The sequence below is a fragment of the Streptomyces sp. MS06 genome, from assembly GCF_047200655.1.
GTDB lineage: Bacteria > Actinomycetota > Actinomycetes > Streptomycetales > Streptomycetaceae > Streptomyces.
The window spans coordinates 80,685-93,078 of the sequence record NZ_JBJZOJ010000012.1 but is presented as its reverse complement, the minus strand read 5'-3'; the positions used below and the strand labels follow the sequence as shown (position 1 = coordinate 93,078).

Here is a 12,394-nt window from a genome sequence, read left to right as displayed (position 1 = left end):
GCGGTGGTTCGCGAGCAAGGAGCCGCGTGATGAGTGAGTTGATCACCTCAGGACTGGTCGACGTCGACCTGTCCGCCGAGACCAAGCAGGCCGCCGCACGGTCCCTCGCCGAGCGGATGGTGGCCGCAGGGCGCGTCACCGACATCGACGGTTTCCTCGCCGACGTGTCGGCGCGCGAGGCCCGGATGCCCACCGGACTCGACGGCGGCATCGGCATTCCGCACTGCCGCAGTGAGTACGTCACCGCTCCGACCCTCGCCTTCGGCCGCAGCGCCTCCGGCATCGACTTCGGTGCCCCGGACGGGCCGGCCGACCTGATCTTCCTGATAGCCGCGCCGGCCTGCGCGGACGACGACCACCTGACGATCCTGTCGTCGCTGGCCCGGCGGCTCATGGACCCCGAGTTCACCGCCGCACTCCGCGCGGAGCACGACCCGGCGGCGGTCGCGGCCCTGATCCGCGGGGACGAGGCTCCGGCCCCGCCGGCGGACGACCCGGCGCCCGACGAGTCCCGGGCGGGCACCCCTGCGCCCCCGGCCGCGCCGTTCCGGATCGTGGCCGTCACCTCCTGCCCCACCGGGATCGCACACACCTACATGGCCGCCGAGTCGCTCCAGAAGGCCGGCGAGGCAGCGGGAGTCGAACTCGTCGTCGAGACACAGGGCTCGGCCGGATTCACCCGCCTCGACGCCGGTGCGATCGCGGCAGCCGACGGCGTGATCCTGGCCCACGACGTCGGGGTGAGGGAGAAGGAACGATTCGCCGGCAAGCCCACCGTCGACGTCGGGGTCAAGGCCGCGATCAACCGGCCCGCCGAACTCATCGCGGACGTACGGGCCAGAGCCGAACGCGGCGAGACCACCGCCGCGGCAACCGGCCCTGCACCCATGGACACCGGCTCCGCCGGCGACCACTTCGGCACCCGGCTGCGCAAGTGGCTGATGACCGGCGTCAGCTACATGGTCCCGTTCGTCGCCGCGGGCGGCCTGCTCATCGCCCTCGCCTTCGCCGTCGGCGGCTACGAGATCAACAGCGCCCCGTCCGTCACCGAGCACTTCGTGTGGACGGAGGCAGCGAGCTGGGCCGCGCTGATGTTCCAGATCGGCGGCGCCGCGTTCGGCTTCCTGGTCCCCGTACTCGCCGGATACATCGCCTACGGCATGGCCGACCGGCCCGGCCTCGTACCGGGCTTCGTCGGCGGTGCGCTCGCGGTCACCATCGGGGCTGGCTTCCTCGGCGGACTCGCCGCCGGTCTCCTCGCGGGCGCTGTGGTGAAGGCCATTCAGCGCGTCCACGTCCCGCCCGTGCTGCGCGGCGTGATGCCTGTGGTCGTGATGCCGCTGCTCTCGTCCGCCGTCGTCGGATTCCTGATGTTCGTCGTCGTCGGCAAGCCCATCACCTCCCTGCAGCAGGCCATGACCGACTGGCTGAGCGGCCTGTCCGGCGGCAATGCCGTCCTGCTCGGGGTCCTGCTCGGACTCATGATGTGCTTCGACCTCGGTGGCCCGGTCAACAAGGTGGCCTATGCCTTCGCCGTCGGCGGCCTCGCCGACCCCACCGACGGCAGCCTCAAGGTCATGGCCGCGGTCATGGCGGCGGGCATGGTCCCGCCGCTGGGCATGGCCCTGGCGACGACCGTGCGCGGGAAGCTGTTCACGAAGACGGAGAGGAACAACGGCAAGGCGGCCTGGGTCCTCGGCGCCTCCTTCATCAGCGAGGGCGCCATCCCGTTCGCGGCGGCGGACCCGCTGCGCGTGATCCCGTCGGCGATGGCCGGCGGAGCTGTCACCGGCGCCCTGGCGATGGCGTTCAACACCACGCTGCGCGCTCCGCACGGCGGCATCTTCGTCGTCCCGCTGATCGGGGAGCCTCTGCGCTTCCTGCTGGCCGTCGCGGCCGGCACGGCGGTCACCGCCGCGCTGGTGGTGCTCTTCAAGAGCCGACGCAAGCCGGAGCCCGCGGCCGGGACCACCACCCCGGCCACCGACGCGGCCGCGGACGCCAAGGTCTCCGCCGCCGCATGACCGTGTGGCGCCCGGGGCCGGTCCCGCCCCGGGTACCTCCCGGGTGCCGTCCGGGAGGTACCCGGCAGGCCGGGCCACGTGGCGCCCACCCGTCGCCGTGCCACCAGCGGCGGACCCACCTCCCCACCAGCAGCCCTCGCCCCATCCCCGAAGGAGTGTCATCCCCATGCCCCAGCGCACTGTCGTCGTCGGTTCCCGTTCCGGACTGCACGCCCGGCCCGCCGCCGTCTTCGTCCAGGCCGCGGCCCGCCAGCCGGTCAGGGTCACCGTAGCCCGCGACGGAGGGACCCCGGTCGACGCCCGGAGCCTGCTGTCCGTGCTCGCCCTCGGCGCCAAGCACGGCGACCCGCTGGTGCTGTCCGCCGAGGGCGACGGCGCGGAGACCGCCCTCGAGGAACTGGCCACGCTGGCCGCCACCGACCTCGACGCCCAGGAGCAGCGGTGACGACCGGCACGACCACGACAGCAGGGAGCGCTCCCGTGCTGCACGGCATCGGCACCGGGGGCGGCAGCGCCGCCGGGCCCGTCGCCCGTATGGCGCCCCCGGCCGCCCTGCCGCCGTCGCGCACTGTGGCTCCGGCCGACGTGCCCGCGGAGGAGGCGGCGGCGCGCGGGGCGCTGGCACACGTCGCCGCCGATCTCGGGGAACGCGCGGCAGCCGCCGACGGTGAAGCGGCCGCGGTCCTGTCCGCCCAGGCCATGATGGCCGCCGACCCGGCCCTCGCCGACGAGGTCGGAGAGCTCGTGCTCGGCGGAGCCGACGCGGCCCACGCCCTGGACGCGGCGTTCCGCGGCTTCCGCTCGTCCCTCATCGCCGCCGGCGGTTACTTCGCCGAGCGCGTCGCCGACCTCGACGACCTTCGCAACCGCGCCGTGGCGTGTGTCCTCGGCCTCCCGACGCCCGGACTGCCCGACCCCGGCCGGCCGTACGTCCTCGTCGCGGACGACCTCGCGCCCGCGGACACCGCACTCCTCGCCCCGGCCAAGGTCCTCGCCCTGATCACCGAGCGCGGCGGACCTACCAGCCACACCGCGATCCTCGCGAAGATCCTCGGCCTACCCGCCGTCGTCGGCTGCGCCGGTGCGGCCGCGCTCACGGACGGCACGCCGGTCCTCGTCGACGGCGCCGCCGGTACGGTCGTTCCCGAACCCGAGCCCGAGACCGTGGCGGCCGCCGCCGCACGCGAAGAACAGCGGCGCCGGCTCTCGGCGCAGGCCGTCGGCCCGGGGCGGACGGCCGACGGGCATCCGGTCAAACTGCTGGTCAACCTGGGCGCGCTGCAGGAGCTGCCCGCCGCGGCGGCAGCCGACAGCGAGGGCGTCGGGCTGTTCCGTACGGAGTTTCTCTACCTCGACCGTGAACAGGCACCCACGCGCGACGAGCAGACGGCCGCCTACCGCGAGGTGTTCACCGCCTTCGCGGGCCGCCGGGTCGTCGTACGCACCCTGGATGCCGGAGCCGACAAGCCCCTGCCGTTCGCCACCGCGGCCGACGAGCAGAACCCCGCGCTCGGTGTGCGCGGCCTGCGCACGGCGCGCCGGGACCCGCAGCTTCTCGAGACGCAGCTGGCCGCCATCGCCGCGGCGGCGCGGGGTGGTGACGCCGACGTATGGGTCATGGCGCCGATGGTCTCGGTACCCGCCGAGGCGGCCGACTTCGCCGAACGGGCGAAGGCCCACGGGCTGCGGACCGTGGGCGCCATGGTGGAGGTGCCCGCCGCGGCACTGCGCGCCGGGGAACTCGCGCCGCGGTGTGACTTCCTCAGCGTCGGGACCAACGATCTGGCCCAGTACGCGTTCGCAGCCGACCGCACCCTGGGAGCTCTGGCCGGACTCCTCGACCCGTGGCAGCCGGCCCTCCTCGAACTCGTGCGGACGACCGCGGAGGCGGGAGCCGACCAGGGCAGGCCGGTCGGTGTGTGCGGCGAGGCCGCGGCGGACGCTCTGCTCGCTCTGGTACTCGTCGGCCTGGGCGTCACCAGCCTGTCGGTCGCGCCCGGATGTCTCGGCGACGTCCGGGCGTCGCTGGCCTCGCACACGCTGGACCACTGCCACCGGGTCGCCGACCTGGCACTCGCCGCCCCGGACGCGGCGACGGCCCGCGAGGCCGTACACGGGGCGTCGGCCTGAGCGCCGACGAGCTGCTGCCCGGAGCCTGGGCGGTGCGAGGGAGTGCGGTCCAGCGCGACGATCACCGTGCCTCCTTCCGGGCCACGGCGAACAGGCGGCGGAACGGCAGGACGGTGCCGTGCGGGGTGCGGGGGTAGGCGGCGCGGAGCAGGGTCCGGTACTCGTCGAGGAAGGCGTCGCGGGCGGCGGGGTCGTCGCCGAGGACGGTGAGGACGGGGCGCAGGCCCGTGCCCCTGACCCAGTCGAGCACGGCATCCTCGCCGTGGAGGACGTGCTGGTACGTGGTCTGCCACACGTCGGTCGTGCAGCCGAGCGCGGTGAGCGCGCCGAGGTAGGCGCCGGGGGCGTGCACGGAGTCGGGGCGGCGCGGGACGTCGCCGAGCCGGTCCCGCCAGCGGGCGCTCCGGGCCAGTTCGCGCAGCAGGGTGTGCAGGGGCGCGTCCGCGTTGTCGGGGACCTGGAAGGCGAGGGTGCCGCCGGGCGCGAGGGCGGCGATCCAGCCGGGGAGGAGGCCGAGGTGCCCGTCGACCCACTGCAGCGCCGCGTTGCTGACGATGAGGTCGTGGGTCTCCGCGGGTTCCCAGGTCCGGGCGTCGGCGAGGACGAAGTCGAGGCGGCCGCCGCCGGGCGTGGGCCCCTCCTGTTCGGTGGCGGCCCGGTCGAGCATCGCGGGCGCGTTGTCGTAGCCGGTGATGTGCGCCTCGGGCCAGCGGTCGGCGAGGGTGGCGGTGGCGTTGCCGGGGCCGCAGCCGATGTCGGCGATGCGCGGCGGGCTGCCGGGGAGCGCGGGCACACGGGCGAGGAGGTCGGCGAAGGGGCGGGCTCGGTGGTCGGCGTGGCGGAGGTACTGGACGGGGTCCCAGGTGGGTGCGGGCATGGGGGCTCCTCGGCTGCGGGGCCGACGGCGGGCGGCGTCGGGCCTGCCGGTCCCGCCGGGTCGGGCGGTCGTTTCCAGGCTGCCCCCGAAGATATCTCGATGTCAAGAGACTTCATGTCGACACAACCACTACACTGATCTCCATGGAGGACGAGGTCGATCGGCTGGTCGCGGCGTGGCGCCGGGAGCGCCCGGACCTCGACGTGGAACCGCTCGAGGTGCTCAGCCGGGTGAGCAGGCTGGCCAGGCACCTGGACCGGGCACGCCGGCTGGCGTTCGCCGAGCACAGCCTGGAGCCGTGGGAGTTCGACGTGCTGACGGCGCTGCGGCGCGCGGGAGCCCCGTACCAGCTCTCACCCGGGCAACTCCTCACCCAGACCCTGGTGACATCCGGCACGATGACCAACCGCATCGACCGCCTCGCCAAGAAGGGGCTGGTGGAGCGGCTGCCCGATCCCAGCGACCGGCGCGGGGTGCTGGTGCGGCTCACCGGGGAGGGCCGCGACCGGGCCGACCAGGCGCTGGCGGGGCTGCTGCAGCAGGAGCGCGCCATCCTGGCCGAGCTGTCCCGGGCGCAGCGCGCCGAGCTGGCCGGGCTGCTACGCCAGCTGACCGCCCCGTTCGACAACATCCCCGGCTAGGTCGACCGGGCCGACCCCGGCCCGGCGGGCCAGGGCGACGGCCGCGAGCGTGGAGTGCACCCCGAGCTTCCCGAGCACGTTCTGCATATGGGTGCGCACGGTGTGCGGGGAGAGGTAGAGCCGCTCGGCCACCGCCTTGCGGCCCAGGCCGGCGACCATGCAGCGCAGCACCTCGCGCTCCCGCGGGGTCAGCGACTCCACCAGCCGCTCGCTCTCGCTGCGGTGCCTGCGGGCGGCCGTCAGCTCCCGCAGCACGCCGGTGAGCAGCGCCGGCGGCAGATGCGTCTCGTCGCGCAGCACCCCGCGTACGACGGTCAGCAGCCGGGACAGCGAGCAGTCCTTGGCGACCCAGCCGCAGGCGCCCGCCTGCAGGGCGAGCGCCGCCCGGCGCGGGTCGTCCCGCTCGGCCAGCACCACGGTGCGCACCCCGGGCTGCGCCGCGCGCACACCGCCGACGAGGGAGATGCCGTCGACGAGGCCGTCCTCGTCGCCCACCCGCACGGGCACGGCGGGCCGGCCTCCGGGCACGTTGCCGCCGAGGTCGGCGTCGACGAGCAGCACGTCGAACCGGCGGCCGTCCGCCGCCGCCCGCTCCAGGCAGCGCAGGGCCGCCGGGCCGCTGCCGGCCGCGGACACCTCCACGTCCGGCTCGGCGGCCAGCGCCGCGGCCAGCGACTCGGCGAAGATGCGGTGGTCGTCGACGACCAGGACTCGGATGCGAACCACTGAACTACCCCCACTGGTTCGGAGAACGACAGGCGCGGGTACGACGCCCGGGGCCGAACGCCCGAACGGCCGCCGCCGTACCGGAACTGCTACCCCCGCTTCGGGTGTCGTACCCGACCGACCGGCCCCCTGATCAGCACCGGCCCCCACCGGCACTGCTCACAGAGTAGGGCTGCGGGCGGACAGCGGAAGGCTATTTGCAGAACTGCCCGTCCAGCGCGTTTATGGTGTGCCGCATGTTTCGTATCGAGGCTGAAGTGGACAACGAACGGCGCGATCACCTCCGTTCACGCCTCCGCGACACCAACTCCGCCGCCTCCCCGGTGCTGAGCGCGCTGCGCGGCACCCCCGCCGAGCGCAACCTGCCGCTGCACGTCTGGGCCCTGGACGAGTCCGGCGGCCTCGCGGCCGGACTGGTCGGGCACACCTGGGCGACCTGGCTGCACGTCACCTACCTGTGGGTCGACGCCCCCCACCGGGGAGCCGGCCTCGGCTCCCGCCTGCTGGCCCGGGCCGAGCGGTTGGCCCGCGAGGACCGCGGCTGCGCCGCCGCCCGGCTGGAGACCTGGGACTTCCAGGCACCCGGCTTCTACCGGAAACAGGGGTACGAGGTGGTGGGGACGGTGCCGGGCTACCCACCGGGCGTCACGGAGTACACGCTCACCAAGCGGCTGGGGTGACCGCGTTCTCAGCGCAGCCGGACCGCCCCCGCCGAGGGGACCGCTTCGCACACCCGCGGCGCTCGGAAGGAGGCGGCCGTGAAGGCCTCCTCGACCGCCCGCGTGACGGCGGCGACGTCGCCGACCTCGACCAGCACGATCGCCGAGCCGCCGAAGCCGCCGCCGGTCATGCGGGCGCCGAGCGCCCCGGCCGCCAGGGCCGTGTCGACGACCAGGTCCAACTCCGCGCAGGAGATGCGGAAGTCGTCCCGCAGGGAGGCGTGCCCCTCGACCAGGACGGGACCGATCGCACGGGTGCCGCCGGAGTCCAGCAGCTCGGCGACCTGCTCCACCCGGTGGTTCTCGGTGACCACGTGGCGCACCAGGCGGCGCAGCTCCTCCTCCCCGCCCAACCGGTCCAGGGCCACGTCCAGTTCACCGTGGGCGACGTCGCGGAGCGCGTCGACGCCGAGCAGCGCCGCGGCCCGCTCGCAGCCCGCCCGGCGCTTGCCGTACTCACCGCCGCTGTGGGAGTGCTGGACCCGGGTGTCGACGACCAGCAGGCGCAGGCCCTCGGCGGCGAGATCGAACGGGATCTGCTGCCGGGACAGGTCGCGGGTGTCGAGGAACAGGGCGTGCCCGGCCCGGCAGCAGGCGGACGCCGTCTGGTCCATGATGCCGACGGGCGCGCCGACGTAGGCGTTCTCGGCGTGCCGGCAGAGCCGGGCGAGCCCGCTGCCGGACAGGCCCAGGCCGAACAGGTCGTTCAGGGCCAGGGCCACGACGACCTCCAGCGCCGCGGAGGACGACAGGCCCGCGCCCGCCGGGACGGTGGACTCCAGGTGGACGTCGGCGCCGGTCACGTCGTGGCCGGCCGCGCGCAGCGCCCAGGCCACTCCCGCCGGGTAGGCCGTCCAGTCGCGGTCGGACTCCGGTACCGCCTCGTCCAGGCGGATCCGGGCCACACCGCCCTCGACGTCGGCCGAGTGCAGCCGCAGCAGGCCGTCCTTCCGCCGGGAGACCGCGGCGACCGCGGTGTGCGGCAGCGCGAACGGCATGACGAAGCCGTCGTTGTAGTCGGTGTGCTCCCCGATCAGGTTCACCCGGCCGGGCGCCGCCCAGACTCCCTCGGGCCCGGACCCGTACAGTTCCCCGAACCGTTCGGCCACTGCGCCGGCGACGGTCTCGCTCATGCCCTGCCCCTCACCTTCGTTCCTCTGCCGGCCCTGCCGGATCCGTCTCGTTCCTCTGCCGGCCCTGCCGGATCCGTCTCGTTCCTCTGCCGGCCCTGCCGGATCCGTCTCGTTCCTCTGCCGGCCCTGCCGGATCCGTCCGCTCCGTTGGCGCCGCCGACGGCCCGCCGGGGCGCACGTGGCCCCGCCGGGGCGCCCGCGGCCTGCCGCGGCCCTAGCCGCGGTCCCGCACGAAGTCCCACGCGTCCGCGACGATTCCGGCGAGGTCCGTCCGCGACGGCTTCCAGCCCAGCTTCTCGCGGGCGGTGGCGGCCGACGCGACCAGGACCGCCGGGTCGCCGTCCCGGCGCCGGGCGACGACCTCGGGGATCGGGTGCCCGGTGACCTGCCGTGCCGTCTCGACGACCTCGCGGACGGAGAAGCCGTTGCCGTTGCCGAGGTTGCAGATCAGGTGCTCCCCGGACCGGGCTGCGGCCAGCGCCAGCAGGTGGGCCTCGGCCAGGTCCGCGACGTGGATGTAGTCGCGGACGCAGGTGCCGTCCGGGGTCGGGTAGTCGTCCCCGAAGACCGAGATGGACTCGCGCCTGCCCTGCGCGACCTGGAGGACCAGCGGGATCAGGTGGGACTCGGGGTCGTGGCGTTCGCCGCAGGTCCCGTAGGCGCCGGCGACGTTGAAGTAGCGCAGGGACACCGCGCCCAGTCCGTGCGCCGCCGCCTCCCCGGTGATCATGTGGTCGACGGCGAGTTTCGAGGCACCGTACGGCGAGGTCGGCGCCGTCGGGTCGGTCTCGGTGATCGGCGTGCCCGCCGGCTCGCCGTAGGTCGCGGCGGTGGAGGAGAACACCAGGGTGCGCACGTCGGCCTGGCGCATGGCGCCGAGCAGGGCCATGGTCCCGCCGACGTTGTTGTCCCAGTACTTCTCCGGCTTCCGTACGGACTCGCCGACCTGGGAGAAGGCGGCGAAGTGCAGCACGGCGTCGTAGGACGGGTCGAGCCAGTCGGCGGCGTCGCGGATGTCGCCCTCGACGAACGCGGCGCCCGCCGGCACGCCCTCGCGGAAGCCGGTCGACAGGTTGTCGAGGACGACGACCTCGTGGCCCGCCTCCAGCAGGTGCTGGGCCACCACGCTGCCGACGTAACCGGCTCCGCCGGTCACCAGGTACTTACCGCTCATGAACTCGCTACCTCTCGCAGTCGCCGGGCCGCGCGCTCCGGCGGCACGTCGTTGATGAACACGCCCATGCCGGACTCGGAGCCCGCGAGGTACTTCAGCTTGCCGGATGTCCTGCGGATGGTGAAAAGCTCCAGGTGGACGGCGAAGTCGTCGCGGCTCACGCCCTCGGACGCCGCCCTCGGGCCGAACGGTGCCTGGTGCCAGGCGGAGATGTACGGCGTGGGCGACTCCCCGGCGCCGCTCCCTCCGTCCTCCTCCTCGAAGATCCGGTCGAAGCGCCTCAAGAGTTCCAGGTAAACCTTGGGAAACTCTGAGCGCGCCGCCTCGTCGAGCCCGAGCAGGTCCGGCACCCGGCGGCGCGGGTACAGGTGCACCTCGTACGGCCAGTGCGCCGCGTACGGCACGAACGCCACCCAGTGATCGGCTTCCAGGACCACCCGCTCACCGGCGAGTTCCCGTTCCAGCACGTCGTCGAAGAGGTTCCGGCCGCCGGTGGCCTGCTTGTGTGCCGACAGTTGGCGCAGCATCGCGGCGGTGCGGGGCGTGGTGAAGGGGTACGCGTAGATCTGCCCGTGCGGGTGCTGGAGCGTCACACCGATCTCGGCGCCCCGGTTCTCGAAGCAGAAGACCTGCTCGACGGAGGCCAGATGGGACAGTTCGGAGGTGCGGTCGGTCCAGGCGTCCAGCACCAGGCGCGCCTGCTGCTCGCCCAGGTCGGCGAAGGAGGCGCCGTGGTCGGAGGTGAAGCAGACCACCTCGCACCGTCCGGAGACCCCGGCCAGCGAGGGGAAACGATTCTCGAAGACCACGACGTCGTAGGAGGAGTCCGGGACCTCGCTCAGCCGCTCCCCCGCGGAGGGGCACAGCGGGCACTCGTCGGCGGGCGGATGGTAGGTGCGCCCCTGCCGGTGCGAGGCGATCGCCACCCGGTCGCCGAGGAGGTCGTCGCGGCGCACCTCGGAGGTGGTGACGGTCCGCTCCAGGGGACGGCGGTCCACCGCCTCGCGCACGCTGTCGTCCCGCAGGTCGTAGTAGATCAGCTCACGACCGTCGGCCAGCCGGGTGGAGGTCTTCTTCACATCGGACTCCTCGTCGCCCGCGCCCAATCACTCAACACAATCGAACATAACACACCACAATCAAACCCGCACACGGCCCCCCGCAACCGAACAGGAGAGGGCAAGGAAATTGTTCATTTTCTGAACACCGAGGCGCGCTTTCCCTTCCAGAACGCTTCACGCGACGAAGCGAATTCTCTGCGCATACCCTCATGAAAGCCGCATACCCGGTAGTGGAGGTGCGGCCGCCCACGCACCGGCCCGGCTCGACTACGCGATCCCCGGCATCTGCTTCGCGGCGGTCCCGGGCATCGGGCTCGCCGCCGGCCGCCCGGTCGGGGCCAGCCGGGACTCCTTCCCGTCCGGGCGCTCACCGCCCGCCCGGGCGCTCACCGCCCGTCCGGGTCACGGGCCCGGCCTTCGTCGCCGCCGACCCGGATGCCACCGGCCACCCGCCACCGGCCACCGGCCACCGGCCACCGGCCACCGGGATCCTGGGCACGGCCGCCGACAGCGCCCGGCATGGCGGGTGCACGACCCACCGGTACCGGATCGGGCCTGTCCCGGCGACGGTCTTCCCCGGCCTGGTGACGGTGCCGTTTCACGACGGCTCCGGGTCAGTTCGGTGCCCGAATCGGTGCCGCTGCGATACGGCAGGTGGGCACATCTGCCGAGTTCGATCCTGTTCGGCTTTGCTTCGATCGTGATCGCCGACGTCAGGCTCCACGCCCTCGCCACCGTCGTCCGGGCGCTGCCGGGCCGGCCCCGGTGGGTGGCCGTCGCGGTGGCCGGCTCCCTCGTGCCGGCATGCATCACCCCGGGCGGGCCGTCCGCCGCGCCCGGCGGACCCTCCGGACGGCCCGCTCCGCTCGGGCGGGGGCCGGCCGAACTCCGCCGGGCGGCGGACCGCGCCTCAGTCGGCCGGCGGCACCGCCGGTGCCACCGGGCCCGCCCGGTCCAGCAGTCCCGTCCGGGCGGCCAGGGCCGCCGCCTCCAGACGGGACCCCACCCCCAACTTCATCAGGACCCGCTGGACATGGGTCCGGGCGGTGGACGGCGCGATACCCATACCGGCCGCGATCAGCCGGGTGTCCTCGCCCTCGGCGACCCTGACCAGTACCTCCACCTCGCGCGGCGTGAGCATCTCCAGCAGCCGCTGCCCCTCGTCGTCGGGCTGGGCCGCAGGATCCAGCAGCTCGCCGAACGCCCCCTGCAGCAACTGGGGCGCCACCGCGGCGTCCCCCGCACGCGCCTTCATGATCGCCCGCTCGACGCCCTCGATGCGTTCGTCGTGCCGCACGTAACCGGAGGCTCCCGCGGCGAACGCCGCCGCGATACCGCGCGGGCTGGGCACCGGGCCCAGCACCAGCACCGCCACCTGCGGCCGTTCCCGCTTGATCCGCACCACCGGGTCGAAGATGCCCGGCTCGGCCGGTACCGACGTGCCCAGCAGGCACACCTCCGGCGCGCGGGCGATCACCAGTTCCGCCGCCCCGGCGGCGGGCGCCGCCGCGGCGAGGACCCGGTGCCCCCGCAGCTTCAGCGCCGAGGCCAGCGCCTCGGCGAGCAGTCGGTGGTCGTCGACCACCATCAGCCGCACTCCCACAGAGAACCCCCCAGTCCCCCCATCGGATGTCCACTATGGATGTCCACGGGCCTCGTGCACAGAGGGCCACCGGCGCCTCCGTCCTTCATGCCCGGAAGCTACACGCTCGCTCGACCTCGCGCTCCCCCTAACACCGAGAACCGCCCCGGATCGACGGAGACTTCCGGCATTCCCCGCATCCGGCGACGGGGAGCGCTATAGGCGCACCGCACGGGCGCGGCTCTCCGCTCCCCGAACCGGAACGTCCGGGAACCGGAGCCGCGAGTCCGCCGGCCGGCCCGCCGGCCCCAGGCGGCCGGCCCCGGG

The 12,394-nt window shown here is 74.1% G+C and carries 11 protein-coding genes; 5 read left to right on the top strand and 6 right to left on the bottom strand.

The features are described 5' to 3' along the window. Positions 1 to 29 precede the first annotated feature (29 nt). From ACL02U_RS08670 to ptsP, 3 genes are all read left to right on the top strand, one after another. Complete coding sequence (locus tag ACL02U_RS08670; RefSeq protein WP_412790082.1) at positions 30 to 2,024, top strand: fructose-specific PTS transporter subunit EIIC; 1,995 nt, start codon at positions 30 to 32, stop codon at positions 2,022 to 2,024. A 166-nt stretch (positions 2,025 to 2,190) separates the two neighbouring features. After that, positions 2,191 to 2,469, top strand: coding sequence for an HPr family phosphocarrier protein (locus tag ACL02U_RS08665; RefSeq protein WP_412790081.1), 279 nt, complete (start codon positions 2,191 to 2,193; stop codon positions 2,467 to 2,469). Then, on the top strand, positions 2,466 to 4,154 hold the full coding sequence (gene ptsP / locus ACL02U_RS08660) for a phosphoenolpyruvate--protein phosphotransferase (protein ID WP_412790080.1): 1,689 nt from the start codon (positions 2,466 to 2,468) through the stop codon (positions 4,152 to 4,154). Before ACL02U_RS08665 ends, ptsP begins: the two co-directional genes overlap by 4 nt. Before the next feature lie 61 nt (positions 4,155 to 4,215). Here the strand turns inward: ptsP and ACL02U_RS08655 are convergent, their stop codons facing one another. Continuing rightward, positions 4,216 to 5,031: a trans-aconitate 2-methyltransferase gene (locus tag ACL02U_RS08655; RefSeq protein WP_412790079.1), complete on the bottom strand. Its 816-nt coding sequence runs from the start codon at positions 5,029 to 5,031 to the stop codon at positions 4,216 to 4,218. A gap of 143 nt (positions 5,032 to 5,174) precedes the next feature. Here ACL02U_RS08655 and tamR point away from each other — a divergent pair, with 143 nt between their 5' ends. After that, complete coding sequence (tamR, locus tag ACL02U_RS08650) at positions 5,175 to 5,672, top strand: MarR family transcriptional regulator TamR (RefSeq protein ID WP_412790078.1); 498 nt, start codon at positions 5,175 to 5,177, stop codon at positions 5,670 to 5,672. Here tamR and ACL02U_RS08645 read toward each other — a convergent pair. Then, a complete protein-coding gene (locus tag ACL02U_RS08645) occupies positions 5,631 to 6,398 on the bottom strand; it encodes a LuxR C-terminal-related transcriptional regulator (RefSeq protein ID WP_412790077.1) in 768 nt (255 codons plus the stop codon). The two genes, tamR and ACL02U_RS08645, sit on opposite strands and share 42 nt — an antisense overlap. Positions 6,399 to 6,634: 236 nt before the next feature. Here ACL02U_RS08645 and ACL02U_RS08640 point away from each other — a divergent pair, with 236 nt between their 5' ends. Then, positions 6,635 to 7,078, top strand: a complete 444-nt coding sequence (locus ACL02U_RS08640; protein ID WP_412790076.1) for a GNAT family N-acetyltransferase — start codon at positions 6,635 to 6,637, stop codon at positions 7,076 to 7,078. An 8-nt stretch (positions 7,079 to 7,086) separates the two neighbouring features. On the opposite strand, the gene galK is transcribed toward ACL02U_RS08640, so the two are convergent. The 4 genes from galK to ACL02U_RS08620 form a co-directional block, all read right to left on the bottom strand. After that, positions 7,087 to 8,250, bottom strand: coding sequence for a galactokinase (gene galK / locus ACL02U_RS08635; protein WP_412790075.1), 1,164 nt, complete (start codon positions 8,248 to 8,250; stop codon positions 7,087 to 7,089). Between the two features lie 214 nt (positions 8,251 to 8,464). Beyond that, positions 8,465 to 9,424, bottom strand: coding sequence for a UDP-glucose 4-epimerase GalE (galE, locus tag ACL02U_RS08630; RefSeq protein WP_412790074.1), 960 nt, complete (start codon positions 9,422 to 9,424; stop codon positions 8,465 to 8,467). Continuing rightward, positions 9,421 to 10,503: a galactose-1-phosphate uridylyltransferase gene (gene galT / locus ACL02U_RS08625; RefSeq protein WP_412790073.1), complete on the bottom strand. Its 1,083-nt coding sequence runs from the start codon at positions 10,501 to 10,503 to the stop codon at positions 9,421 to 9,423. Before galT ends, galE begins: the two co-directional genes overlap by 4 nt. A gap of 892 nt (positions 10,504 to 11,395) precedes the next feature. After that, positions 11,396 to 12,088, bottom strand: a complete 693-nt coding sequence (locus ACL02U_RS08620; RefSeq protein WP_412790072.1) for a helix-turn-helix transcriptional regulator — start codon at positions 12,086 to 12,088, stop codon at positions 11,396 to 11,398. Positions 12,089 to 12,394 lie beyond the last annotated feature (306 nt).

Excerpts from the sequence above, each read along its gene's own strand:
- ACL02U_RS08670 (WP_412790082.1), top strand. The coding sequence starts at position 30 with ATGAGTGAGTTGATCACCTCAGGACTGGTCGACGTCGACCTGTCCGCC.
- ACL02U_RS08665 (WP_412790081.1), top strand. The coding sequence starts at position 2,191 with ATGCCCCAGCGCACTGTCGTCGTCGGTTCCCGTTCCGGACTGCACGCC.
- ACL02U_RS08655 (WP_412790079.1), bottom strand. The coding sequence starts at position 5,031 with ATGCCCGCACCCACCTGGGACCCCGTCCAGTACCTCCGCCACGCCGAC.
- tamR (WP_412790078.1), top strand. The coding sequence starts at position 5,175 with ATGGAGGACGAGGTCGATCGGCTGGTCGCGGCGTGGCGCCGGGAGCGC.
- ACL02U_RS08640 (WP_412790076.1), top strand. The coding sequence starts at position 6,635 with ATGTTTCGTATCGAGGCTGAAGTGGACAACGAACGGCGCGATCACCTC.
- galK (WP_412790075.1), bottom strand. The coding sequence starts at position 8,250 with ATGAGCGAGACCGTCGCCGGCGCAGTGGCCGAACGGTTCGGGGAACTG.
- galE (WP_412790074.1), bottom strand. The coding sequence starts at position 9,424 with ATGAGCGGTAAGTACCTGGTGACCGGCGGAGCCGGTTACGTCGGCAGC.